The sequence below is a fragment of the Sphingomonas sp. 3-13AW genome (assembly GCF_049311085.1).
GTDB lineage: Bacteria > Pseudomonadota > Alphaproteobacteria > Sphingomonadales > Sphingomonadaceae > Sphingomonas.
Genome location: NZ_JASNVZ010000008.1, coordinates 114,451 through 137,764, shown reverse-complemented (window position 1 = coordinate 137,764; position 23,314 = coordinate 114,451). Strand labels below are relative to the sequence as shown.

Genomic DNA, 23,314 nt, shown 5'->3' with positions numbered 1-23,314 from the left:
CCTGCACCTCACCCCAGCGTGCGGCGGTAGAAGTCCAGCGTCAGCGCCATCGTCTGCAGGAACAGCGCTGGATCGTAGCGGGGCCCCTCGTCGCGCAGGAAGGCGTGCTGTGCGTTCACCTCGTACCACGCATAGGTGGCGCCGACTTCCTCCAGGCGCTGGCGGATCGATTCCCGTCCCGCGAACGGCACGTGCGGATCCTGTCGGCCCCAGACGAACATCACCTCCGCCTGCAACTCGGCCATGCGCGCCAGGCTGTCGTCTGAGCGCCCTTCCCCCAGAGTCCCGGAATGGATGTCGGTAGGGTAGAAGCATGCCGCCGCCGACACCCGCGGGTCGAGCGCGGCGCGATAGGCGAGATGACCGCCCAGGCACACGCCGAACGTGCCGACCCGGCCATTGCAGGCGGGATGCTGGAGGAGCGCGGCGACGGCCGCCTGCGCATCGGCATCATAGGCAGCGACCGGCTTGGTGAACTTCAGCGCATTGCCCCGGTCGGTGCCCGCCGGATCATAGGCCAGGACCGTGCCGGCCGGCTCATATTCGTGATAGACCTCGGGCGCGGCCACGACATAGCCGTTGCCCGCGATCATCGCCGCCAGCCGCCGGATCGGCGCGGTGACCTGATAGATCTCCGAAAACAGCAGCACGCCCGGAAAGCGTCCCTCGATCGCCGGGCGAAAGAGGTGCATCCGCATGGCGCCGCCGCCGGGTACATCGACGTCCTGGGTCTCGTCGCTGCGCAAGATCATCCGTATTTCCTCATGCCGGTGCGGGGGCAAAGCTGCCCTTGCCATAAAGCCTGTTTGGGAGATGGGAACAGAGAGTGGGCGCAGCCGCCGCGGCGCGATCAATCGAAATGCTCGATCGTGTCGCCGGCAATTACGGCCCAGGGGTGGCGACGTTCTTCGTAGCCGGAGAAGGCCGGCGGCGGGAAACCGGGGTCCGCGAACGCGCCCACCGCGACCGCGATAACGCCTGGCATCGCCGTGCTGGCATAGACGACCGTAGCGCCGCAGCACGGGCAAAATCGGAAATCCGCGCGCGCACCGCTCTCGCCGACAACCGACCAGATCGTGGTCTCGCCGGTGACGGTGACGCACTCGGCGGGGAAGCGCGCCTGCGCGGCAAAGGCGCTGCCGCTACGCTTCTGACAGTCGAGGCAGTGGCAGACCGACACGCGCACCGGCTCGCCCGAACAGACGGCCTGCAGCTGCTCACAGCGACATGTGGCGATGCGTTCGACCATGATCGCTTTCTACGCTTCGCCTGTCGCCGCCACAACGACGGCAGCGCCCAACGAAAAAGGGCTGCAGGTCGTGGTCGACCTGCAGCCCTTTTCCTGATCCGGTCGGACGCGCCTTAGGCGGCGTCGTCGGCCTTCTTCTTGGCGGCCTTCTTCTTGGGCGCCGGCTCGGCAGCTGCGTCGTCGGCAGCGGCTTCCGCCTTCGGAGCCTTCTTGGTCGCAGCCTTCTTCTTCGGCGCAACAGGTGCCGCCTCGGCATCGGCAGCAGCCGGCTCGACGTCGGCCGCTTCGACCTTCTTGGCGGCCTTGCGCTTCGGCTTCACCGGCTCGGCAGCGGCTTCCTCGGTGCCGTGGTCATGGTCGTGGTCGTGCCCATGATCATGACCCTCGTGGTCGCCGTGGTCGTGGTCGTGATCATGGTTGTGGACATGGGTGCCGCTGGCGAACCCGTCCTCGCTCTCGATCGCGGCTTCCAGCTCTTCGCGGGTCACTTCGCGGTCGGTGATCTCGGCCTTGTCGAACAGGAAGTCGACGACCTTGTCCTCATACAGCGGCGCGCGCAGCTGGGCAGCCGCCATCGGCTCCTGCTGGACGTACTGGATGAAGCGCTCGCGGTCCTGCGGCGAATACTGCTGGGCAGCCTGCAGGATCAGGCGCTGCATTTCCTGCTGGCTGACCTCGACGCCGTTCGCCTGGCCGATTTCCGACAGGAGCAGGCCCAGGCGAACGCGACGGACCGCGATCGCGCGGTAATCCTCGCGCTCGTTCTCCAGCTCGGCCTTGGCGGCCTCCGGATCGGCCTCATGGGTCGCTTCGTGCTCGAGCTGCGCCCAGATCTGGTTGAACTCGGCCTCGACCATCGACGGCGGAACCTCGAAGTCGTGGTCGGCCGCCAGCTGGTCGAGCAGCTTGCGCTTCATGTGGGTGCGGGTCAGGCCGTTGAGCTCCTGGCTCGCCTGGTCCTTCAGGATGCCGCGCAGCTGCTCCAGGCTTTCCAGGCCCAGCGACTTGGCGAACTCGTCGTCGGCGACGGTCTCGCCCGCCGGCACGCGCACGTCGGTGATCTTCAGCTCGAAGGTCGCCGGCTTGCCCTTCAGCGTGTCGACGCCATAATCCTCGGGGAAGTTGACCTCGATGGTCTTTTCTTCGCCCTTCTTCACGCCGACCAGCTGGTCCTCGAAGCCCGGGATCAGACGGCCAGAGCCGATCTCGATCGACATGCCCTCGCCGGTGCCGCCTTCGAACGCGACGCCGTCGACCTTGCCCAGGAAGTCCATGATGACCAGGTCGCCGGTCTCGGCAGCGTGATCCTCGGGAGCGTCCTCGTGGCGCTTGTTCTGGCTGGCGAGCTGCTGGATGCGCTCGTCGATGGCCGATTCGTCGGCCGGAACGGTCAGCCGCTCGAGCTTCAGACCGTCGATCGCGGGAGCCGGGACGTCCGGCAGGACTTCCAGCTCAACCTTGACGACCGCGTCCTTGCCCAGCTCGAACCCGTCATCCAGCGAGACCTGCGGCTGCAGCGCGGGGCGCAGCTTCTGCTCGGAAAGCAGCGTCTGCACGCCTTCCTGGATCGAGGTGTTGAGCGCTTCCTGGGTGAGCGCAGGGCCATGCATCTTGCGGACGAGGTTCGCCGGAACCTTGCCGGGGCGGAAGCCGGGCATCTTTATCTGCGGCGACACGCGCTTCACCTCGGCATCGACCTTGGCGTCGATTTCAGCCGCGGTGATGGTGAGCGTGTAGGCCCGCTTCAAACCCTCGTTCAACGTCTCGACAGTCTGCATTCTCGACAGCTTTCGTCCAATAGGATCGGGAATCACGGTGTCCTGAGCTTCGCCAACGAGAGCGAAGCTGGTGCGGGCGAAGGGAGTCGAACCCCCACATCTTTCGATACTGGAACCTAAATCCAGCGCGTCTACCAGTTCCGCCACGCCCGCTAGCGGACACCGCCGGCACGGCGGCGTCTATAGCAGCCACAGAAACTGGGGCAAGCGTCGTGGCAACCCGCAACGTCCTTAGCGCGTTCAAGGGCGTGCAAGGAGAGACATCATGCCCGTAGAGCCGCCCATCCCTGCCGCCCCGCCAGAGGCGCCCCCCCCGCCGGGCAACCCGGGATCCCCGGACGCGCCGCAGCCAGAGACACCGCCGCAGCCGACCGAGCCGGGTCAGCCGACCGAGCCCGGCCAGCCCACGGCGCCGCCGCCCGAGATCAGCCCGCCCGGGCCCGACATCGACTATCCCAACCCCGGCACCGACCCGGCGATCACGCCGGCCCCCGGCCAGCCGATCATGTACACGTAGAGGAGAATTCCCATGAGCGACCGCGACCGCAGCCCCCATCCCGACAGCGATCCCGCAGCCGACACCGACACCCGCACCGACATCGAACAGGCCGTGCAGGCCCGCGCCGACGATGTCGAGCGGCTCGGGACCGACGTCGGCAGCACCTCGCCGCTGGACCCGCCCGGCGAGTTCGACGGCACCGCCGGGACCGGCGGCGTCGTCAAGAACCAGGACCTGAACCAGCAGTAACCGCGCGGCTGTATCGCGCTGCGATCACGCGGCGCGGTACAGCCATTCCGCCGGCAGCCCCATGCGCCGGCACGCCTGCGCGGGCGGCGCGCTGCGGATCACCAGCCGGTCCGCCATCAGGCCCGCGACCCGCACCAGCCGTGCCCCGCCGCGGGGCAGGCCAGCCTTCGGGCCCAGCTCCAGAACCTCTCGCGCGCTCGCCGGCAGCAGGTCGACCGCGGCGCGCAGCAGCAGCCGCTGGACCGGAAGCAGCGCTCGCGGGAACGCCGGCGCTGTCCGCATGATATCCAGGAACTCGTGGACCTCCGGCGCCGCTCGCAGCCTGGGCAGCATGGCCGCGAGCATCGCCTCCCAGCTCGCTTCGCTGTCGACCGCACCGGTGGCGCCGAACAGGCGCGCACCCGGCTGCGCCTCCTGCCAGAAACAATCGCGCTCGGCGGAGTCCAGCGGTCGTACGAACCGGTGATAGGCGTTCAGGAAGCCGAAGGACGCGGTCGCCTGCACCCAATCGAGCAATTCGGGATCCATCGCCTCGTACGGCTCGCCCTCACGCGTCGTGCCGCGCACCCGGGCGTGCTGGCGGCCCACCCCGGCGATCATCGCCTGGGCGACGCTGGCGGGCGCATAGACGGTGACCATGGCGGCAAGGCCGGTGCGGCGCAGGCGCTTCACCGGATCGCTGCGAAAGCTGCTGTGCTCCCACACGCCGGACCGCACGCGCGGCTCGCCGAGTTCGAGGAGGACGGCCGCGACCCCGCCGATGAACAGCGACACCGGGTTCTTGAACACCCGCCACGACACGGAGTCCGCGGGGGCCAGCGAGGGCTCGCCCGGCGGACGGGAGAAGTCGACCTGCGGCATGCCGTCGCCGCCGAACAGCGAGGCACTTTCCCGCTCGAGACGGCGCTGGAGCGGCATGGGAAGCGTGAGGGCGGCTGCGGTGGTCATGCCCCGACGACGCGCAGCGCGCTCGGAGGGTTCCGGGCAGACAGCCGGCCGCTGCCGCCGCCCCCGCGCCCCGGCAGCGCGGGGAACCGGGGCGGCGGTGGAAAGGGCGTTAGCCCAGCGTCTTCTTCAGCAGCTCGTTGACCACGGCGGGGTTCGCCTTGCCGGCCATCGCCTTCATCGTCTGGCCCACGAAGAAGCCGAACAGCTTGTCCTTGCCGCCGCGATATTCGGCGACCTTGTCGGCGTTGTTGGCCATCACCTCGGCGATCACCGCCTCGATCGCGCCCGTGTCGCTGGTCTGCTTGAGGCCGCGCTCCGCGACGATCTTGCCCGCGTCCTCGCCGGTTTCCAGCATGATCTCGAACACCTGCTTGCCCAGCGTGTTGGATATGGTGCCGTCAGCGATCAGGCCGAGCAGCTCGGCACCCTGGGCGGGGCTCACCGGGCTGTCGACGATGCTCTTGCCCAGGCGGTTGAGCGCGCCGAACAGGTCGGAAATCAGCCAGTTCGCCGTCGCCTTGGCGACCTCGCTCTCGCTCTTCTTCTGGACCAGCGCGCTTTCGGCCAGCAGCGCCTCGAACCAGCGCGCCGTCTCCGCCTCTGCCGTCAGCACCGCCGCGTTATAGGCGGACAGGCCCAGCGCCTGTTCATAGCGCTGGCGCTTCGCGTCCGGCAGCTCGGGCAGCGACTGGCGGCATTCCTCCAGGAACGCGTCGTCGAGCACCAGCGGCAACAGGTCGGGATCCGGGAAGTAGCGATAGTCGTGCGCGTCTTCCTTGGACCGCATCGAGCGGGTCTCGCCACGGTCGGGGTCGAACAGGCGGGTTTCCTGGACGATGCGGCCGCCCTCTTCCAGCACATCGACCTGGCGGCGTGCCTCATGCTCGATCGCGGCCATGACGAAGCGGACCGAGTTGACGTTCTTGGTCTCGGTACGGGTGCCGAACGGCTCGCCGGGGCGACGCACGCTGACGTTCACGTCGGCGCGCATGGAGCCTTCCTCCATGTTGCCGTCGCACGAGCCCACGTAGCGCAGGATCGTGCGCAGCTTGCGGACATAGGCCCCGGCCTCGGCGGGGGAGCGCATGTCCGGGCGGCTGACGATCTCCATCAGCGCCACGCCGGAGCGATTGAGGTCGACATAGGAGCGCGTCGGATGCTGGTCGTGCATCAGCTTGCCCGCGTCCTGCTCCACATGGATGCGCTCGATGCCGATTTCCTTGGTCTCGGCGTCGGGATCCTTCTCGTCCAGGCTGATCAGCAACCGGCCCTCGCCCACCAGCGGGTGGTAGAGCTGGCTGATCTGATAGCCCTGCGGCAGATCGGCGTAGAAATAATTCTTGCGATCGAACCGCGACCATTTGTTGATCTGCGCGTCGATCGCCATGCCGGTGCGCACCGCCTGGCGGATGCATTCCTTGTTGGGCGTCGGCAGCATGCCGGGCATGGCCGCGTCGACCAGCGACACCTGCGTATTCGGCTCCGCGCCGAACTCGGTCGCGGCGCCCGAAAAGAGCTTCGCCTTGGAGGTGACCTGGGCGTGGACCTCAAGGCCGATCACGACTTCCCAGTCGCCGGTCGCGCCACGGATGCGGTAGGTGGACTCAGTCATCTTGTTTCAATCCACGGGTTGGGCGATGCAATAGCCGGTGCTTCACCCTGGGTTCGGTACTCGTGCCCGGCCTCGGCGTCGCGCGACGCTTTGCCGGTCGATCGTCATCGCGCTTCACTGCCCGATCGGGGATCAGGCCGGCCAGATCGCCGAGCCCGTTCACCCAATCAGGAAAGCTCACCACCAAGCCTCAGGACGCGCGGTGAAGCCGGCGCGCTCCTCGATGGCGAGGCCGGCGTTCAACACGCCCTGCTCGTCGAGCGGCTTGCCGATCACTTGGAGGCCGAGCGGCAGGCCGCCCGCGTCCAGCCCGCCCGGCACGCTCATCGCCGGCAGGCCGGCGAGCGACGACGGCACGGTGAAGACGTCGTTGAGGTACATGGCGATCGGATCGTCCGACTTCTCGCCCAGCGCGAACGCCGCGGACGGCGCCGTCGGGGTGAGCAGCAAGTCGCACTGGCCCCAAGCCTTTTCGAAGTCCTGCGCGATCAGCGTCCGCACCTTCTGCGCCTGGGTATAATAGGCGTCGTAGAAGCCGGCCGACAGCACATAGGTGCCGATCATGATGCGGCGTTTCACCTCGTCGCCGAAGCCGGCGGCGCGGGTCGCAGCGTACATCTCCTGCAGGTTCGCGCCCTCGGGCAGCTCGCGCTGGCCGTAGCGCACGCCGTCATAGCGCGCGAGGTTGGACGACGCCTCTGCCGGCGCGATGATGTAATAGGCCGGCAGCGCGTATTTGGTGTGCGGCAGCGACACCTCGACGATCTCAGCGCCTGCGTCGCGCAGCCAGTCGATGCCCTGCTGCCACAGCGCCTCGATCTCGGCCGGCATATTGTCGACGCGATATTCCTTGGGGATGCCGACGCGCTTGCCCGCCAGGTTGGACGAAAGCCCCGCCTCCCACTTCGGCACGGCCAGGTCGAGCGAGGTCGAGTCCTTTACGTCGAAGCCGGACATCGCCTCCAGCATGATCGCGCAGTCGCGCACGTCGCGCGCCATCGGCCCCGCCTGGTCGAGCGACGAGGCAAAGGCGATCACGCCCCAGCGCGAGCAGCGGCCATAGGTCGGCTTGATGCCGCTGATGCCGGTGAAGGCGGCGGGCTGACGGATCGAGCCGCCGGTGTCGGTGCCGGTCGCCGCCGGGCACAGCCGCGCCGCGATCGCCGACGAGCTGCCGCCGGAGGAACCGCCGGGCGCAAGCGGGGCATTGTCGCCGCCGCCCCGCCGCCACGGCGAGATCACGTTGCCGAACGCAGAGGTCTCGTTGGACGAGCCCATCGCGAACTGGTCCATGTTGAGCTTGCCGAGCATGCCGGCGCCCGCGTCCCACAACCGCTGCGACACGGTCGATTCATAGGTCGGCGTGAAGCCTTCCAGGATGTGGCTTGCCGCGGTGGACGTCACACCCTTGGTGCAGAACAGGTCCTTCATGCCGATCGGCACGCCGGCCAGCGGCTTCAGCGTCTCGCCGGCAGCGCGCGCGTCGTCCGCCTGCTTGGCGGCGGCAAGCGCGTGCTCGGGCGTTTCCACCAGAAAGGCGTTGAGCGGCTTTGCGTTCGCAACCGCGGTCACGAACGCGTCGGCGACTTCGCGCGCGGAAAAGGCGCCGGAGCGCACGCCGTCGCGGATGCCCGCGACGGTCAGGTCGGTAAGCTCGGTCACTATTCGATCACCTTGGGCACGGCGAAGAAGCCATGTTCGGCCTGGGGGGCGTTGGCGAGCACCGCGTCGCGCATGTTGCCGTCGGTGACGACATCCTCGCGCAGGCGCAGCGTGTTCGGGATCACGGCGGTCATCGGCTCGACGGAGGAAGTATCCACCTCCCCCAGTTGCTCGATCCAGCCGAGGATGTTGCCGAGCTCGGGCGCAAGGCGCTCCGCTTCGGCATCGGTGATGGCGATGCGGGCGAGGCTCGCCACGCGCTTCACGGTTGCAGTGTCTACGGACATGGTCCGCGGCTAGCATCCCCGCACCCCCTCCACAAGCGGGCGCCAGCCTCTTGCCGGAAGCTTCCCGACGGTTGCGCAACTCGCACGCTTGTCGCAACGGGAGGACGTTGCGTCGTCCGGCGCGATGCTGCACTGCACAATGGAGAGCCCGCGTGGCCCGCAAATTCCTCTACGGAGTGGCAATCCTGGTCATGCTTGCGATCGCCGGGACTTTTGCATACCGGATGTTCGGCGCGGAAATCCTGCGCTGGAGCATGGTGCCGAGCGCCCGCTTCGCAGAACAGCCCGCCCCCGCGCCCGACGCCTATGCCCGCCCTGACATGTGGCTGGCGCGCCCCGGCACCGCCAATGATCCCGCGCGCTGGACGCCGGCGGGAACGGGCGTGCCGCAGAAGGCGGAGGCAGCGGTCTTCTTCATCCATCCCACCTCCTACCTCCGCAAGACGCAGTGGAACGCGCCGCTTGATGACGAGGAAGCGAACGCGCGCGCGGCGCTGTTCCTGCGCGGCCAGGCGAGCGCCTTCAACGCGATGGGAGAGGTCTGGGCTCCGCGCTATCGCCAGGCGACGTTCGGCGCGTTCCTGACCACTGCCGAGGATGCCGACCGTGCGCTCGACCTTGCCTATGCCGATGTGCTGCGCGCGTTCGATTCGTTCGTGGAACAGATACCGGCAGACCAGCCGATCGTGCTCGCCGGGCACAGCCAGGGTTCGCTCCACCTCACCCGCCTGCTGGCTGATCGGGTAGCGGGCAAGCCGCTCGCCCGCCGCATCGTCGCCGCCTATGTCGTCGGCTGGCCGGTGTCGCGCACCGCGGATCTCCCCGCGCTCGGCCTGCCGGAATGCACCACGGCCGACCAGCCCGGCTGCATCCTGTCGTGGCAGAGCTTTGCCGAGCCCGCCGACCCGCGCCTCGTCACCGACACCTTCGATGCGACCACCGGCCTCACCGGCGCATCGCGCAAGGGCACGCCGCTCGTCTGCACCAATCCGATCACCGGCACGCCGGGCGCCGACGCACCCGCCAGCGCCAATTTGGGCACGCTGTTCCCCAATGCCGAGATCACCGACGCGGCGCTGGAGCCCGGCCGGGTGGGCGCGCGCTGCGACGCGCGCGGCTTTCTGCTGATCGGCGACAGCCCGCCCGATGTCGGCAACTATGTGCTGCCGGGCAACAACTACCACGTATACGACTACAGCCTCTTCTGGGGCAGCGTGCGGGCCGATGCGGCGCGCCGGTTGAAGGCATGGCAGGCACGATGATCACGACCGATTCCGCCACCTTCCGGGCGGCGCTCCCCCAGGGCGGCCGCCTGCTCGGCCTCGACGTCGGTACCAAGACGATCGGCACCGCCGCCTGCGACGCCGGCTGGAGCTTCGCCAGCCCCGCCCTGCTGATCCGCCGCACCAAGTTCACCAAGGACAAGGCCGCGCTCGCCGCTCTCATCGCCGAGCGCCAGACGGTCGGCCTCGTCGTCGGCCTCCCCCTCAACCTCGACGGCAGCGACTCGCCGCGCACGCAATCGACTCGCGCCTTTGCCCGCAACCTCGACGATCTCGGCCAGCCGATCCTGCTTTGGGACGAGCGCTGGTCGACGGTCGCGGTCGAGCGCGTGCTGATCGAACAGGACATGAGCCGCGCGAAACGCGCCGAGGCAGTGGACAAAATGGCGGCGGCGCATATTTTGCAGGCCGCAATCGACGCGCTGGTGAACAGCTGACGCACGCTCGCCCCTGCGCTATGGGGCACCGGACACAGACAGGACAACAGTGATGGCAACCCGCAGCAGTTCCGCCCGCGATCTCAGCTGGCTCGTCGCGATCGACGGCGCCGCCGTGCTGGGCAGCTTCGCGCTCGCTTGCATGACGCCGTTCGCAGCGCTCGCCGCCGCCGCCGCCCTCACCCTGCCTCGCCGTGCCGGCGTCGCCGCGGTGCTGGGCGCCTGGACGATCAACCAGATCATCGGCTTCGGCTTCCTGGGCTATCCGAGCGATCCGATGACGCTGCTGCGCGGCCTCGCCATCGCGGTGAGCGCGCTCGCGGGCTTCGGCGTCGCCCATGCGGTGCGCGGCAATGCGGGCACGCTCTCGCTCGCACGCATGGTCGCGGGCCTCGCGGGCGCGTTCGTCGCCTATGAGGTCGTGACCTATGCGAGCGCGATGGTGCTGGGCGGGACCCAGAACTTCACCCCGGCGATCGTCTGGATGCTCGCCCGCAACGACGCGATGTGGTTCGCCGGCCTGATGGCGCTCTATCTCGCGCTCACCGCCGGTGCGCCGTCGGTGTTCGGCCGCCGCCCGCAGCTGCGCCTCGCCTGAACCAGTGCCGGGCACGCCTTGCGCGTGCCCGCTACGGGGATTAGGCGAACCCCTCGATGCACATTTCCGATCACAGCCCCGCCGCCCAGATCCCCGGGGGCGCCGTGTTTCCGCACCGCCACCTGACCGGCATCGAAGGCCTTCAGCCCCACGAGATCCTGTTCCTGCTCGACGAGGCGGAAAAATGGGTCGAAGCCAACCGGAGTCGCGCCACCAGCGACCGGCGGCTGGCGGGCATCACCCAGATCAACGCGTTCTTCGAAAACTCGACGCGCACGCTGCTGTCGTTCGAGATCGCGGGCAAGCGCCTGGGCGCCGATGTCGTCAACATGCACGCCGCCCAGTCGAGCGTGAAGAAGGGCGAGACGCTGATCGACACGGCGGTCACGCTGAACGCCATGCGCGCAGACGTGATCGTCATCCGCCATTCCGCCTCGGGCGCGGTCAAGCTGATCGCTGGCAAGGTCGACTGCCCCGTGCTCAACGCCGGCGACGGCTGGCACGAACATCCGACGCAGGCGCTGCTCGACGCACTCACCATCCGCCGCCGCACCGGCGCGATCGCCCATCGCAAGGTCGTGATCTGCGGCGACATCCTGCACAGCCGCGTCGCCCGCTCCAACATCCTGGCGCTGACGACGCTTGCCGCCGAAGTGCGCGTCGTCGCCCCCTCCACGCTCATGCCGGCGGAGATCGAGCGCATGGGCGTCACGCCCTTCACCGACTTCGACGCCGCGCTTGAGGGGGCCGAGGTCGTGATGATGCTGCGCCTTCAGAACGAGCGCATGAACGGCGGCTTCATTCCTTCCACCCGCGAGTATCACATGCGCTACGGCCTCACCTCCGAACGGCTGAAGCGCGCGGCGCCCGGCGCGCTGGTGATGCACCCGGGCCCGATGAACCGCGGCGTCGAGATCACCTCCGAAGTCGCCGACGACCTCGAGCGTTCGGCGATCACCGAACAGGTCGAGATGGGCGTCGCCGTCCGCATGGCCTGCCTGGACGTGCTGACCCGGCGCGAACGCGGCGTGGAGGGCTGGGCATGACCCTCGCCTTCGTCAACGCGACGCTCGCCTGCCCCGTGCATGGCGTCTCCACCGGCACGCTGCTGGTCGAGGGTGACCGCATCGCCGCCGTCGGCGACGTGGCAGTCCCCGAAGGTGCCGAGCGCGTCGATGTGCGCGGCAAGCTGCTGGCTCCCGGCATCGTCGATCTCGGCGTGTTCGCGGTCGACCCGGCCGCGTTTCGCGCGGGCGGCATCGTCCGCGTCGGCCTGATGCCCGACCAGTCGCCGGTGCTGGACGATCCCGGCATCGTCGAGCGCGCTGCCAAGGCGGGAAAGCCCGACCTGTGGATCCACCCGATCGCCGCCGCCACCCGCGGGCTGGAGGGCACCGACCTCGCCGAAATGGCGATCAACGCCAGTGCGGGCGCGCGCGCGGTCGCGACCGGCCGCCGCTGGATCAGCAACTCCGGCGTGATGCGCAAGGTCCTGCGCTATGCCCATGATTGCGGCCTGACCGTGATCGCCCATGCCGAGGACGGCGGCCTCACCGATGACGCGGTCGCCACCGCCGGAGAGACCGCGACTCGTCTCGGCCTGCCCGCGGCCCCTTCGATGGCAGAGGCGCTGGCGATCGCGCGCGACCTGATGCTGGTGGAAGAGACCGGCGCCCGCCTCCATTTCCGCCAGGTCACGACGGCGGCGGGCTTCGACCTGATCCGTCGGGCCAAGGCGCGCGGGCTGCCGGTCACCTGCGGGATCACCCCGGCGCACCTGCTGCTCTCTGACAACACGCTCAACGACTATCGCACCTTTGCCCATCTCTCGCCGCCGCTGCGGTCGGAGAGCGATCGCCAGGCGGCGCTTGCCGCGGTGCGCGATGGCACGGTGGACGTGCTCTGCTCGGGCCACGACCCGCGCGGTCCCGAACAGAAGCGCCTGCCCTTCACCGATTCGAGCGAGGGCATGGCCGGCGCCGAGACGCTGCTCGCCTTCGGTCTGGGGCTGGTGCGGGACGAACTCCTTTCGATCGAGCGCCTGTTCGCGCTGCTCGCGGTCAACCCGGCGCGTGTTCTCGGCATCGAAACCGGCACGCTGGCCGTCGGCAGCCCGGCCGACCTGCTGATCGCCGACGTCGACGCCCCCTGGCTGATCTCGGCCGAGCGCATGGCGGCCAAGGCCGGCAACACGCCGTTCGACGGCCTGCCCGTGCAGGGCAAGGCGCTTCGCGTGATGAAGGGCGGCCGCTTCCTCTAGGAAGGCGGCGCTGCTCAGCGGGCGGCGAGCTGCGTGCCGCCGCCTGCCCAGCTCGCCACGGCATCGCCCGCGTGGGTGCGCACGAAGCAGCTTCCCCCCTCTGCCTGCAGTTGTCGGCAGAGCGTTGCCGCCTGGGCCTGCGCGAACCCACCGACCGACAGCCGGTAGAGGCTCGACCCGCCGACCTGCACCTTGGCGGCAGAGGGCGTGAGCGCTGCCAGTGCCTTGTGGCGGCGCTGGGCCGTATCCCAGGCGACGCGAGCGATCGTCGCGCTCTGATGGGCGCCGAGCTGGACGTAATAGCGACCGGATGCAGCGACTACGGCGCGCGGGGTAGCGACGGCCGCCAGCGCGCGCGGCGCGATCGGCTGGACGATTTCCCGTCGCGGCGCGAACTTCACGGCACTCGCCCCAGCGGTAAGCATCACCGACGCGGTCTCAACCGGCGCCGCCGGCGTAACCGGCTCGGCCGCCTCTGCAAACGCCTGCAAGGCCGGCATGACGAGTGCCAGCGCCGCCGGCTGGCCGGGGTCGCGGACCGGCGTGATGCCCAGCAGGGTTGCGACTTGCTGCGACGACGTCACCGGCTGAACGAACCGGCGCCATTGCTGCATGCGCTGCTCGACCAGCTCCGGGGAAAGGTCCACCGCCGCCACGGCTTGCGCGTCCTGCCAATGGCCCGCGAGCGCCAGCGCCAGTGCCAAATTCTGCCGCGCGGTCGCACTGGCGGTTGGCCCGCGCGCTTCCTGCCCGATCAGCACGGCGCCCCCCAAAGGATCCCCAGCCAGCGCGAGCGCGAGGCCGCGGTCGGCCGGGCTCAGGATCTGGGCATAGGTTGTCAGCGTCGCCCGCGCCGCCGTCCAGTCGCCAAGCGCAGTCTGCGCAAGTGCCAGGTCGAGTGCCGCGCGCCGTTCCCGTGGATCGAGGCGGAGCGCGTCGGCGGCCGCCTCGGCTGCCGACGCAAAGCGCCCGGCGTGGAGATAGGCGTGGCCAAGGAGGGCCCGATAGCGGGCATCCGTCGGCGCCAGCGCCACCGCCTGTTCGGCATAGCGCACCGCCGCCGTGCCGCGGCGTTCGGCCAGCGCGACTTCGGCATTGTCGGTCAACCGGTCGACCCGCGACTGCGGGCGTGGCACCGCGGCCATTTCGTAGCGGACACCGGTGGTGCAGCCGGTCGCGACCAGCAGCGCCCCGGCACCCAGGGCAAGCACGGCGCGGGTTCTCGTCGCATCGCCCCTGACCGCCCGCACTCTCACCATTTCCCGTCCCTTGATTTGCGGGCGCAACCTCGCCTGCCTGCGATAAGATCTGGTTAATGGGCCCGACGGGCGCGTCGCGGCGCATCGTGGACTCGCGCGGTCGGCGAAGGCTGGCGCCCGCGCCTTTGCAGCGATAAGCGGGCAGCGACGCGGAAGGATGAAGACCATGCGAACCAAGCTTTTTCTCGGGACCGCAGCGCTGCTCCTGCTGGGCCAGCCGGCGTTCGCGGACGTCAAGGACGGGGTCGACGCCTGGACCCGCGGGGACTTCGCCCGCGCGGTGAAGGAATGGCGCGGACCGGCGCTGAAGGGCGACCCGGATGCCCAGTTCAACCTCGCCCAGGCCTATAAGCTCGGCCGCGGCGTGCCGGCCGACCTGGCCCAGGCAGAACAATGGTATGCCAAGGCGGCGGCCCAGGGCCATCCGCAGGCGATCACCAACTATGGCCTGGCGCTGTTCCAGAACGGCCGCCGCCAGGAAGCGGTGAAGTGGCTCGAACAGGCATCTTCCCGCGGTGAATCGCGCGCGCAGTTCGTGCTGGGCACCATGTTGTTCAACGGCGATGCCGTGACCAAGGACTGGGTGCGCGCCTATGCGCTGATGACCCGCGCCTCCAGCTCGGGCCTGCCGCAGGCGTCACAGACGCTGGCCCAGATGGACCAGTATATCTCGCTGCAGGATCGCCAGCGCGGGTTGGAGATGGCCCGCACGCTCCAGGCGCAGGCCGCCCGCACGCCGATCACCTCGGCAAATGTTGCCGCCGCGACGCCGGCACCTGTCGCGGTACCGGCCGCAGCGCCCGTCGCCGCACCGCGCCCGACGGCGGTGGCGCCGGTGCCAGCACCGGTTCGCGCTGCCGCGCCCGCCCCCGCCGCATCCAGCAGCGGCGGCGCGTGGCGCGTCCAGCTCGGCGCCTTCCGCGAGGCCGGCGGCGCGCAGACTTTATGGTCGCAGGTCCGCGGCAAGTTCCCGGGCCGCACCCCGGAATATGTGGCAAGCGGCGCCGTCACCAAGCTGCTGGTCGGCCCCTATGCCTCCAGCGCAGAGGCCACGCGCGCCTGTGCTGCGGTCAAATCCTGCCTGCCGGTCAAGCGCTGAGGCGAACGAGCGGCCTCACCCGCCCCGGCCGAAGCCGGGGCGGCGCGGCTTACGACAACACCCAGCGATCCCGCGCATAACCCTGCGCGTACAGCAGCGCAGACAGGTCATTATGATCGATCCGGGCGCCGGCGGCCGCCGCCACGATCGGCTTGGCATGGAAGGCCACGCCCAGCCCGGCACGCCGGATCATCGCCAGGTCGTTCGCGCCATCGCCCACCGCCAGCGTCGCGGCCGGGTTGAGGGAGAGCGTCGCCACGGCCTCGACCAGCGTCGCCTCCTTGGTCGCCGAATCGACGATCGGCTTGGCAACCGTCCCGTCGAGCATCCCGCCCGCGATCATCAGCCGGTTGGCGATCGCGCGGCCAAAGCCGATCTGGCGTGCGACCGGCTCGGCAAAGCGGGTGAAGCCGCCCGAGATCAGGATCGTCTCAGCCCCGTTGGCGCGCATCGTCTTCACCAGCGCCTCGGCGCCCGGGGTGATCTGCACGCGCTCCGCCAGGCAGCGCTCGATCGCGTCCTCGCCGAGCCCCTTGAGCAGCCCCACGCGCGCATCGAGCGCCGCGGCAAAGTCGAGCTCACCGCGCATCGCCCGTTCGGTCACCTCGGCGATCTGCGGCTTGATGCCGGCATAGTCGGCAAGCTCGTCGATGCACTCGACCGTGATCATGGTCGAATCCATGTCGGCGATCAGCAGCCGCTTGGCGCGCCCCTCGGCGGGCTGCACCACCACGTCGGTGCCGGGAAAGGCGCCGTCCAGCACCCCGCGCGCCAGGTCGGGCCCGTGCGCGAACGCCACGTCGGCCGCGCGTCCCTCCTCGATCCACGTGACTGCGCCGGGCGCACAGCCTGCCGCGGCCAGCCGGTCGGCCGCCGCTGAAATATCGCCTGCGCCGATCCGTTCGGCTGCTATCAGCGTCGCGATGAACATGGTGCATACCCCTCTGCCGAAGGTCGCGCTCATTGCAGGGCCGACCGCCAGCGGCAAGTCCGCGCTGGCGATCGCGGTCGCCGAACGCCACCACGGCACCGTCATCAACGCCGATTCCGCCCAGGTCTATCGCGACCTCCGCGTCCTGAGCGCCCGCCCGAGCCCTGCGGAGGAGGCACAAGTCCCCCACCGCCTGTTCGGCCACGTCGACGGCGCCGAGGACTATTCCGCCGCCCGCTGGGCCACAGAAGCCCGCGCGGCCATCGACGTGACGCTGGCGGAGGGGCGCCTGCCAGTTCTGGTCGGCGGCACCGGCCTCTATCTGCGCACGCTGCTCGACGGCATCGCCCCGGTTCCGGAAATGGACCCCGCGATCCGCGCCGAGGTCCGCGCCCTCCCCGTGGCCCAGGCCCATGCCGAACTCGCCCGCCTCGATCCCGCCGCCGCCGAGCGGCTGCGCCCCAGCGACACGACTCGCGTGGCCCGCGCGCTGGAGGTCATCCGCGCCACCGGCCGGCCGCTCAGCGAGTGGCAGGCCGCGCGCGAGGGCGGCATCGGCGACCGGATCGCGCTCGCTCCGCTGGTGCTGCTGCCCGATCGCGCCTGGCTGCTCGACCGTTGCGACCGCCGGCTGGAGGCGATGTTCTCGGGCGGCGCGATCGAGGAAGTCGCGGCGTTGCTCGCCCGCAAGGACCTGAACCCCGACGCACCGGTGCGCCGCGCCATCGGCGTGCCCCAGATTGCTGCCTGTCTCGCCGGGGAAATGACGCGGGAACAGGCACTTGCGGCGACGCGCCTGGCCACCCGTCAATATGCCAAGCGGCAATATACCTGGTTCCGCAACCAGCCGCCGGGCGATTGGCACCGCGCCTCTGAGTTGGAATCATGCGGCTTAATGACATTTTTTGAACAAAAATTATCAACATAGCCTTGCATCGCGTTATTACTGTCGGTAGGCGCCCAGCGTCCAAGAGGCTGCTGCTGCAGCTGCGAAGTAAGGAGGACATGACGTGGTCGAGAAAAGCGGAGCCGAAATCCTGGTCGAGGCGCTGGTCGATCTCGGCGTGGAGCTCGTGTTCGGCTATCCCGGCGGCGCCGTGCTCCCGATCTACGACGCGCTCTTCAAACAGTCGAAGATCCGCCACATCCTGGTCCGCCACGAACAGGCCGCGACCCATGCGGCAGAGGGCTATGCCCGCTCGACCGGAAAGCCGGGCGTCGTCCTGGTCACCTCGGGCCCGGGCGCGACCAATGCCGTCACCGGCATCACCGACGCGCTGCTCGATTCGATCCCGATGGTCGTCATCACCGGGCAGGTCCCGACCGCGCTGATCGGCACCGATGCCTTTCAGGAGGCGGATACGGTCGGCATCACCAGCCACTGCACCAAGCATAATTACCTGGTGAAGACGCCGGAGCGCCTGGGCTCGGTCGTGCACGAGGCGTTCCACATCGCCACCTCCGGCCGCCCCGGCCCGGTCGTGATCGACATTCCCAAGGACGTTCAGGTCGCGACCGCGCGCTACGAAAGCCCGGGCCCGATCCAGCACAAGACCTATCGCCCGCAGACCGAGCCCGATCTCGCCTCGATCGAGGCGGCGGTCGACATGCTGGCGGCAGCCGAGCGCCCGGTCTTCTACACCGGCGGCGGCGTCATCAACTCCGGGCCCGCCGCCTCGGCACTGCTGCGCGAGCTGGTGCAGCTCACCGGCGCGCCGGTCACATCGACGCTGATGGGCCTGGGTGCCTTCCCCGCTTCGTCCGACAAGTGGCTGGGCATGCTGGGCATGCACGGCACCTATGAGGCGAACATGGCGATGAACGAGGCGGATCTGATGATCTGCCTCGGCGCGCGCTTCGACGATCGCGTCACGGGCCGGCTGGATGCGTTCAGCCCGTTCAGCCGCAAGATCCACATCGATATCGATCGCTCGTCGGTGAACAAGAACGTCCGCGTCGACCTGCCGATCCTGGCGGACTGCGGCAGCGCGCTGGAAGCCATGATCGAGGTCTGGACCGCCCGCCAATATCCGAAGGCCGACCTGTCGGACTGGTATGCGCGGATCGAGGGCTGGCGCGCCAGGCAGTGCCTGGGCTTTGAGGATCGGCCCGACGAGATCATGCCGCAGCGGGCGATCCGCGCGTTGTACGAAGCGACCAAGGATCGCGCCCCGATCATCTCGACCGAGGTCGGGCAGCACCAGATGTGGGCCGCCCAGCACTTCGGGTTCGAGGCGCCGAACAAGTGGCTCACCTCGGGCGGTCTCGGCACGATGGGCTATGGCCTGCCCGCCGCGATCGGTGCGCAGCTGGGCGAGCCGGACGCGCTGGTCATCGACATCGCGGGCGAAGCCTCGATCCAGATGAACATCCAGGAGCTGGCGACCGCGACCCAGTACCGCCTGCCGGTCAAGATCTTCATCCTCAACAATGAATATATGGGGATGGTCCGCCAGTGGCAGGAACTGACCTATTCCGGTCGCTATTCCGAGAGTTATAGCGAAAGCCTGCCAGACTTTGTGAAGCTGGCCGAGGCCTATGGCTGGAAGGGCATCCGCATCGAACATCCCGACGATCTCGACGCCGGGATCGAGGCGATGCTCGACCATGACGGTCCGGTCATGGTCGACTGCCGGGTGTCGAAGCTCGCCAACTGCTTCCCCATGATCCCCTCGGGTGCCGCGCACACCGAGATGATCCTGTGGGCAAGCGAGGTATCGGGCGAGATGGACGACGAGGCCAAGGCGCTGGTCTGAAGCCCACGCCGCCTGCCATCTTTCCCTTCAGTTTCAACCGGATCGGCTGAACCATGCACATCAAGGAAGAAGTGCGCGAGCGCCATACGCTCGCGATCATCGTCGACAACGAGCCTGGCATCCTGGCGCGCATCGCCGGGCTGTTCACGGCCCGCGGCTATAATATCGAGAGCCTGACCGTCACCGATATCTCGGAAGACGACCTCATCAGCCGCATCACCATCGTCACCTCCGCCTCGGCGCCGGTGATGGAGCAGATCATCGCCCAGCTCGAACGGTTGGTGCCGGTGCACAAGGTGGTCGACCTGACCGCGCTTGGCCCCCATGTCGAACGCGAGCTGGCGCTGGTGAAGGTCGTCGGCAGCGGCGAGCAGCGCAGCGAGGCGCTCCGCCTGGCCGAAGTCTATCGCGCACGGGTGCTGGACGCGACCATCTCCAGCTTCGTGTTCGAGGTGACGGGCAGCAGCGGCAAGCTCGACACCTTCATCGAACTGATGCGCGAGGTCGGGCTGGTCGAAGTCGCCCGCACCGGCATCGTCGCAATCGCCCGCGGCCGCGAAGCCGCCTGATCCCACCCAAGCCCCCGCATCGTCGGGGGCCGAGAGCCAAGCCGCCCCCGCCGCGGGGCGCACAAGACAGAACCGAAAGGGAAGAACATGCGCGTTTACTATGATCGCGATGCCGATCTGAACCTGATCTCGTCCAAGAACATCGCGATCCTGGGCTATGGCTCGCAGGGCCATGCCCATGCGCAGAACCTGCGCGACAGCGGCGTCCAGAACATCGCCATCGCGCTCCGCCCCGGCTCGCCCAGCGCCAGGAAGGCCGAGGACGCCGGTTTCAAGGTGCTCCCGAACAAGGAAGCCGCCGCCTGGGCGGACATCCTGATGATCCTCGCCCCCGACGAGCATCAGGCGGCGGTCTATGACGCGGACATCAAGGGCAATCTGCGCCCGGGCGCGGCGCTCGCCTTCGCGCACGGCCTCAACGTCCACTTCGGCCTGATCGAGCCGCCGACGGACGTCGACGTCATCATGATCGCGCCCAAGGGCCCGGGCCATACCGTGCGTTCCGAATATCTGCGCGGCGGCGGCGTTCCCTGCCTGATCGCGGTCCATCAGGACGCGTCCGGCAACGCCCATGACATCGCGCTCGCCTATGCCTCCGGCGTCGGCGGCGGCCGCTCCGGGATCATCGAGACCAATTTCCGCGAGGAGTGCGAGACCGACCTGTTCGGCGAGCAGGCCGTGCTGTGCGGCGGCACCACCGCGCTGGTCCAGGCGGGGTTCGAGACGCTGGTCGAGGCGGGCTATGCTCCCGAAATGGCCTATTTCGAGTGCCTGCATGAGCTGAAGCTCATCGTCGACCTGATGTATGAGGGCGGCATCGCCAACATGCGCTACTCGATCTCGAACACTGCCGAGTACGGCGACATCAAGACCGGCCCGCGCATCATCACCGAAGAGACGAAGAAGGAAATGAAGCGCGTGCTCGCCGACATTCAGTCGGGCCGCTTCGTAAAGGACTTCGTGCTCGACAACCGCGCCGGCCAGCCGGAACTCAAGGCCAGCCGCAGCGCTGCCAAGCGTCACCAGATCGAGCAGGTCGGCAGCGAGCTGCGCGCGATGATGCCCTGGATCGGCGCCAACAAGCTGGTCGACAAGGACAAGAACTAAGCGGCTTTCCGGAGGCGCCGACCGGCGTTTCCGGCCACCGAACAAGAACGCCTACGAAACGACCTGTTTCTAATCGGCAGTTTGACAGCGAGAGGACGGCGGCAGACAAAACCGCCGTCCTTTTCTTGTTTTCGGTGGAGATTTTCTCGATGCGCATGCCCCTGATCCTTGCCGGCGCCGCCCTTGCCGTCGCCACCCCCTTGATCGCGCAGCAGATGGCGATCCCCGGCACGGCCGACGTAAGCCGCGTCACCGCCGGCACCTACAAGACCGATCCCGGCCACACGCTGGTCGGCTGGCGCGTAAACCACCTGGGCTTCAACGACTATTTCGGCATCTTCGGCGATGCCGAGGGTACGCTGGTGATCGATCCCAAGCAGCCGGCGGCCGCCAAGCTCGACGTGACGATCCCGATCGGCAAGCTCACCACCGCCAGCGCCGGGCTCACCAAGCACATGATGAGCAAGGATTTCTTCAACGCGGACGTGACGCCGTCGGCGCGCTTCACCTCCACCTCGGTGAAGGTGAACGGCACGCGCGCGACGATCACCGGCAACCTCACGCTGAACGGCGTCACCAAGCCGGTGGTCTTGAACGCCCGCTTCACCGGCGCCGGCGCGAACCCCATGTCGAAGAAGGAGACCATCGGCTTTGAGGCGGACGCCGTCATCAAGCGTTCCGACTTCAACATGACCTATGGCATTCCGGCCGTGTCCGACGACGTAAAGCTCGACATCACCGTCGCCTTCGAAAAGGCATAAGCTCTGCTGGAAAGGGGGCGCGGCCTGGCGTCCCCTTTCCTCGCCTCCTCCCGGATCGTTTCGCCCTTGCGGCAAATCGGCTGGACAAGCCCTCCCGCGCGCGCCATGACTGCGCCCGTGATCGACGCACTGCGCCTTCTTCGACTTATCCGCCCTTAGGGGCGTGTTGCGCATATGTGCGTGCCCCTAAGGGCTGCTTTCTTCCGACCAATTTGCTGAACGACGCCCGCGCTCCAACGCGCGCGGGGACTTGCCAAGAGGCTGCGATGCTGCGCGATCCTTCGACCAAATACCGTCCCTTTCCCCAGGTGGACCTGCCCGACCGTCAATGGCCGTCGCAGACGATCACCCGCGCGCCCCGCTGGCTTTCGACCGACATGCGCGACGGCAACCAGGCGCTGATCGATCCGATGGATGCGGAAAAGAAGACCCGCTTCTTCGACCTGCTCGTCAAGGTGGGCATCAAGGAGATCGAGGTCGGTTTCCCCTCTGCCGGTGCCACCGAGTTCGATTTCATCTCGGGCCTGATCCGCAACGGCCGCGTGCCCGACGACGTGACGGTCCAGGTGCTGACCCAGTCGCGGCGCGACCTGATCGAGAAGAGCTTCCAGTCGCTCGAGGGTGCGCCCACCGCGATCGTCCACCTCTACAACGCCGTCTCCCCCGCCTGGCGCCGCATCGTGTTCGGCATGAGCCGCGAGGAGGTGCGCGAGATCGCGATCACCGGCGCCAAGATCCTGCGGGACGAGGCGGGCAAGCGCCCCGATACCGACTGGCGCTTCGAATATTCGCCGGAGACCTTCTCGACCGCCGAGCTCGACTTCTCCGTGGAGGTGTGCGCGGCGGTCATGGACGTGCTGCGTCCCACCCCGGAAAGGCCGCTGATCCTCAACCTGCCGGCGACGGTCGAGGCGGCCAGCCCCAACGTCTATGCCGACCAGATCGAGTGGTTCTGCCGCAACGTGCCGAACCGCGACAGCGTCGTGATCAGCCTCCACCCCCACAACGACCGCGGCACCGGCGTCGCGGCGGCGGAGCTCGGCCTGATGGCCGGCGCGGATCGTGTCGAGGGCTGCCTGTTCGGCAATGGCGAGCGCACCGGCAACTGCGATCTCGTGACACTGGCGTTGAACATGTACACGCAAGGTGTTGATCCGGGCCTGGATTTTTCCAACATCGACGAGGTCATCAACACCGTCGAATATTGCAACCAGCTGCCCGTCCACCCGCGTCACCCCTATGCCGGCGAACTGGTGTTCACCGCCTTTTCCGGCAGCCATCAGGACGCGATCAAGAAGGGCTTTGCCGCTCAGGCGCAGCGCAACGACGGCCTGTGGGACGTGCCATACCTGCCGATCGACCCCGCCGACCTGGGCCGCGATTACGAGGCGGTGATCCGCGTCAACTCGCAGTCGGGCAAGGGCGGCGTCGCCTGGGTGCTGGAGCAGGACAAGGGGCTCAAGCTCCCCAAGCGGATGCAGGCCGACTTCAGCCGCCACGTCCAGCGTGTCGCCGACGAGACCAGCCGCGAACTGAACGCCGCCGACATCTGGGGCGCGTTCGAGGCGGCGTATCTGCCGACCGACAGCGACCGGTTCGAACTGGTCGACTATTCGGAAAGCCATGGTGCAGCCGGTCAGGCGCGGACCTTCGTCGGCGAACTGCGCCTCGATGGCGAGACTCGCTCGATCTCGGGCAAGGGCAACGGCCTGCTGTCCAGCCTGCTCTCGGCGCTGCGCGACGATTGCGGCGTCGACCTCGACGTAGTCGATTACAGCGAGCACGCGATCGGCAACGGATCGGACGCGCAGGCGGCCGCCTATCTCGAATGCACGCTGCCGGACGGCACCCGCGTGTTCGGCGCCGGCATCGACGCCGATGTGGCGACCGCAACCGTCCGCGCCGCGCTCAGCGCCGCCAACCGCGTTCCGGCCTAAGGCCTCACCCCCGTACCCCGGCCCTGCGCCGGG

23 protein-coding genes and 1 tRNA gene are annotated in these 23,314 nt (G+C 68.5%); 14 read left to right on the top strand and 10 right to left on the bottom strand.

All coding sequences use genetic code 11. The features are described 5' to 3' along the window. Window positions 1-8 precede the first annotated feature (8 nt). From QP045_RS11075 to QP045_RS11060, 4 genes are all read right to left on the bottom strand, one after another. Complete coding sequence (locus QP045_RS11075; protein WP_422515035.1) at window positions 9-752, bottom strand: dienelactone hydrolase family protein; 744 nt, start codon at window positions 750-752, stop codon at window positions 9-11. A 98-nt stretch (window positions 753-850) separates the two neighbouring features. Further along, a complete protein-coding gene (locus QP045_RS11070; RefSeq protein ID WP_422515034.1) occupies window positions 851-1,249 on the bottom strand; it encodes a GFA family protein in 399 nt (132 codons plus the stop codon). 113 nt (window positions 1,250-1,362) lie between these two features. After that, window positions 1,363-3,027 carry a trigger factor gene (gene tig, locus QP045_RS11065; RefSeq protein WP_422515033.1) on the bottom strand — a complete coding sequence of 555 codons (1,665 nt, stop codon included), beginning with the start codon at window positions 3,025-3,027 and terminating at the stop codon, window positions 1,363-1,365. 68 nt (window positions 3,028-3,095) lie between these two features. Then, window positions 3,096-3,180: transfer RNA gene (locus QP045_RS11060), tRNA-Leu, on the bottom strand. A gap of 112 nt (window positions 3,181-3,292) precedes the next feature. Between QP045_RS11060 and QP045_RS11055 the strand changes: the two genes are divergently transcribed. Next, window positions 3,293-3,544: a hypothetical protein gene (locus QP045_RS11055; RefSeq protein WP_422515032.1), complete on the top strand. Its 252-nt coding sequence runs from the start codon at window positions 3,293-3,295 to the stop codon at window positions 3,542-3,544. 12 nt (window positions 3,545-3,556) lie between these two features. Beyond that, complete coding sequence (locus tag QP045_RS11050) at window positions 3,557-3,775, top strand: hypothetical protein (protein WP_422515031.1); 219 nt, start codon at window positions 3,557-3,559, stop codon at window positions 3,773-3,775. 24 nt (window positions 3,776-3,799) lie between these two features. Here QP045_RS11050 and QP045_RS11045 read toward each other — a convergent pair whose 3' ends face one another. From QP045_RS11045 to gatC, 4 genes are all read right to left on the bottom strand, one after another. Continuing rightward, entirely contained in the window at window positions 3,800-4,723 is a 924-nt protein-coding gene (locus QP045_RS11045) for an oxygenase MpaB family protein (protein WP_422515030.1), read from the bottom strand. 109 nt (window positions 4,724-4,832) lie between these two features. Further along, window positions 4,833-6,335 (bottom strand): Asp-tRNA(Asn)/Glu-tRNA(Gln) amidotransferase subunit GatB, encoded by a 1,503-nt coding sequence (gene gatB / locus QP045_RS11040; protein ID WP_422515029.1) that lies wholly within the window; start codon window positions 6,333-6,335, stop codon window positions 4,833-4,835. Between the two features lie 177 nt (window positions 6,336-6,512). Then, complete coding sequence (gatA, locus tag QP045_RS11035; RefSeq protein WP_422515028.1) at window positions 6,513-7,997, bottom strand: Asp-tRNA(Asn)/Glu-tRNA(Gln) amidotransferase subunit GatA; 1,485 nt, start codon at window positions 7,995-7,997, stop codon at window positions 6,513-6,515. Beyond that, complete coding sequence (gene gatC / locus QP045_RS11030; RefSeq protein ID WP_422515027.1) at window positions 7,997-8,284, bottom strand: Asp-tRNA(Asn)/Glu-tRNA(Gln) amidotransferase subunit GatC; 288 nt, start codon at window positions 8,282-8,284, stop codon at window positions 7,997-7,999. The genes gatA and gatC overlap by 1 nt, the downstream gene beginning before the upstream one ends. A gap of 152 nt (window positions 8,285-8,436) precedes the next feature. On the opposite strand from gatC, the gene QP045_RS11025 reads away from it, so the two are divergent. From QP045_RS11025 to QP045_RS11005, 5 genes are read left to right on the top strand one after another with little or no spacing between them, the layout of a single operon-like run. Then, complete coding sequence (locus QP045_RS11025; protein ID WP_422515026.1) at window positions 8,437-9,546, top strand: DUF3089 domain-containing protein; 1,110 nt, start codon at window positions 8,437-8,439, stop codon at window positions 9,544-9,546. Then, entirely contained in the window at window positions 9,543-10,004 is a 462-nt protein-coding gene (gene ruvX, locus QP045_RS11020) for a Holliday junction resolvase RuvX (RefSeq protein WP_422515025.1), read from the top strand. The genes QP045_RS11025 and ruvX overlap by 4 nt, the downstream gene beginning before the upstream one ends. 52 nt (window positions 10,005-10,056) lie before the next feature. After that, the gene (locus tag QP045_RS11015; RefSeq protein WP_422515024.1) at window positions 10,057-10,602 is read left to right on the top strand and encodes a hypothetical protein; all 546 of its coding nucleotides are present in this window, start codon (window positions 10,057-10,059) and stop codon (window positions 10,600-10,602) included. A gap of 56 nt (window positions 10,603-10,658) precedes the next feature. Further along, window positions 10,659-11,648, top strand: coding sequence for an aspartate carbamoyltransferase catalytic subunit (locus tag QP045_RS11010; RefSeq protein WP_422515023.1), 990 nt, complete (start codon window positions 10,659-10,661; stop codon window positions 11,646-11,648). Next, the gene (locus tag QP045_RS11005; RefSeq protein ID WP_422515022.1) at window positions 11,645-12,862 is read left to right on the top strand and encodes a dihydroorotase; all 1,218 of its coding nucleotides are present in this window, start codon (window positions 11,645-11,647) and stop codon (window positions 12,860-12,862) included. Before QP045_RS11010 ends, QP045_RS11005 begins: the two co-directional genes overlap by 4 nt. Before the next feature lie 14 nt (window positions 12,863-12,876). Here the strand turns inward: QP045_RS11005 and QP045_RS11000 are convergent, their stop codons facing one another. Further along, on the bottom strand, window positions 12,877-14,112 hold the full coding sequence (locus QP045_RS11000) for a tetratricopeptide repeat protein (protein WP_422515021.1): 1,236 nt from the start codon (window positions 14,110-14,112) through the stop codon (window positions 12,877-12,879). A 175-nt stretch (window positions 14,113-14,287) separates the two neighbouring features. Between QP045_RS11000 and QP045_RS10995 the strand changes: the two genes are divergently transcribed. Beyond that, a complete protein-coding gene (locus tag QP045_RS10995; RefSeq protein ID WP_422515020.1) occupies window positions 14,288-15,220 on the top strand; it encodes an SPOR domain-containing protein in 933 nt (310 codons plus the stop codon). A gap of 49 nt (window positions 15,221-15,269) precedes the next feature. Here the strand turns inward: QP045_RS10995 and serB are convergent, their stop codons facing one another. Next, a complete protein-coding gene (gene serB / locus QP045_RS10990) occupies window positions 15,270-16,151 on the bottom strand; it encodes a phosphoserine phosphatase SerB (RefSeq protein ID WP_422515019.1) in 882 nt (293 codons plus the stop codon). On the opposite strand from serB, the gene miaA reads away from it, so the two are divergent. The 6 genes from miaA (at window position 16,144) to leuA (ending at window position 23,281) form a co-directional block, all read left to right on the top strand. Then, window positions 16,144-17,079 (top strand): tRNA (adenosine(37)-N6)-dimethylallyltransferase MiaA, encoded by a 936-nt coding sequence (gene miaA / locus QP045_RS10985; protein WP_422515018.1) that lies wholly within the window; start codon window positions 16,144-16,146, stop codon window positions 17,077-17,079. The genes serB and miaA overlap by 8 nt on opposite strands. Window positions 17,080-17,161: 82 nt before the next feature. Beyond that, window positions 17,162-18,907, top strand: coding sequence for an acetolactate synthase 3 large subunit (locus QP045_RS10980; RefSeq protein ID WP_422515017.1), 1,746 nt, complete (start codon window positions 17,162-17,164; stop codon window positions 18,905-18,907). A 53-nt stretch (window positions 18,908-18,960) separates the two neighbouring features. After that, window positions 18,961-19,476 (top strand): acetolactate synthase small subunit, encoded by a 516-nt coding sequence (gene ilvN / locus QP045_RS10975; RefSeq protein WP_422515016.1) that lies wholly within the window; start codon window positions 18,961-18,963, stop codon window positions 19,474-19,476. Between the two features lie 87 nt (window positions 19,477-19,563). Then, complete coding sequence (gene ilvC / locus QP045_RS10970) at window positions 19,564-20,583, top strand: ketol-acid reductoisomerase (RefSeq protein ID WP_422515015.1); 1,020 nt, start codon at window positions 19,564-19,566, stop codon at window positions 20,581-20,583. 149 nt (window positions 20,584-20,732) lie between these two features. Next, window positions 20,733-21,344 carry a YceI family protein gene (locus QP045_RS10965; RefSeq protein ID WP_422515014.1) on the top strand — a complete coding sequence of 204 codons (612 nt, stop codon included), beginning with the start codon at window positions 20,733-20,735 and terminating at the stop codon, window positions 21,342-21,344. 266 nt (window positions 21,345-21,610) lie between these two features. After that, window positions 21,611-23,281, top strand: a complete 1,671-nt coding sequence (gene leuA / locus QP045_RS10960; protein ID WP_422515013.1) for a 2-isopropylmalate synthase — start codon at window positions 21,611-21,613, stop codon at window positions 23,279-23,281. The last annotated feature ends 33 nt before the right edge of the window (window positions 23,282-23,314 follow it).

Excerpts from the sequence above, each read along its gene's own strand:
- QP045_RS11075 (WP_422515035.1), bottom strand. The coding sequence starts at position 752 with ATGATCTTGCGCAGCGACGAGACCCAGGACGTCGATGTACCCGGCGGC.
- QP045_RS11070 (WP_422515034.1), bottom strand. The coding sequence starts at position 1,249 with ATGGTCGAACGCATCGCCACATGTCGCTGTGAGCAGCTGCAGGCCGTC.
- tig (WP_422515033.1), bottom strand. The coding sequence starts at position 3,027 with ATGCAGACTGTCGAGACGTTGAACGAGGGTTTGAAGCGGGCCTACACG.
- QP045_RS11055 (WP_422515032.1), top strand. The coding sequence starts at position 3,293 with ATGCCCGTAGAGCCGCCCATCCCTGCCGCCCCGCCAGAGGCGCCCCCC.
- QP045_RS11050 (WP_422515031.1), top strand. The coding sequence starts at position 3,557 with ATGAGCGACCGCGACCGCAGCCCCCATCCCGACAGCGATCCCGCAGCC.
- QP045_RS11045 (WP_422515030.1), bottom strand. The coding sequence starts at position 4,723 with ATGACCACCGCAGCCGCCCTCACGCTTCCCATGCCGCTCCAGCGCCGT.
- gatB (WP_422515029.1), bottom strand. The coding sequence starts at position 6,335 with ATGACTGAGTCCACCTACCGCATCCGTGGCGCGACCGGCGACTGGGAA.
- gatC (WP_422515027.1), bottom strand. The coding sequence starts at position 8,284 with ATGTCCGTAGACACTGCAACCGTGAAGCGCGTGGCGAGCCTCGCCCGC.
- ruvX (WP_422515025.1), top strand. The coding sequence starts at position 9,543 with ATGATCACGACCGATTCCGCCACCTTCCGGGCGGCGCTCCCCCAGGGC.
- QP045_RS11015 (WP_422515024.1), top strand. The coding sequence starts at position 10,057 with ATGGCAACCCGCAGCAGTTCCGCCCGCGATCTCAGCTGGCTCGTCGCG.
- QP045_RS11010 (WP_422515023.1), top strand. The coding sequence starts at position 10,659 with ATGCACATTTCCGATCACAGCCCCGCCGCCCAGATCCCCGGGGGCGCC.
- QP045_RS11005 (WP_422515022.1), top strand. The coding sequence starts at position 11,645 with ATGACCCTCGCCTTCGTCAACGCGACGCTCGCCTGCCCCGTGCATGGC.
- QP045_RS10995 (WP_422515020.1), top strand. The coding sequence starts at position 14,288 with ATGCGAACCAAGCTTTTTCTCGGGACCGCAGCGCTGCTCCTGCTGGGC.
- miaA (WP_422515018.1), top strand. The coding sequence starts at position 16,144 with ATGAACATGGTGCATACCCCTCTGCCGAAGGTCGCGCTCATTGCAGGG.
- serB (WP_422515019.1), bottom strand. The coding sequence starts at position 16,151 with ATGTTCATCGCGACGCTGATAGCAGCCGAACGGATCGGCGCAGGCGAT.
- ilvN (WP_422515016.1), top strand. The coding sequence starts at position 18,961 with ATGCACATCAAGGAAGAAGTGCGCGAGCGCCATACGCTCGCGATCATC.
- ilvC (WP_422515015.1), top strand. The coding sequence starts at position 19,564 with ATGCGCGTTTACTATGATCGCGATGCCGATCTGAACCTGATCTCGTCC.
- QP045_RS10965 (WP_422515014.1), top strand. The coding sequence starts at position 20,733 with ATGCGCATGCCCCTGATCCTTGCCGGCGCCGCCCTTGCCGTCGCCACC.
- leuA (WP_422515013.1), top strand. The coding sequence starts at position 21,611 with ATGCTGCGCGATCCTTCGACCAAATACCGTCCCTTTCCCCAGGTGGAC.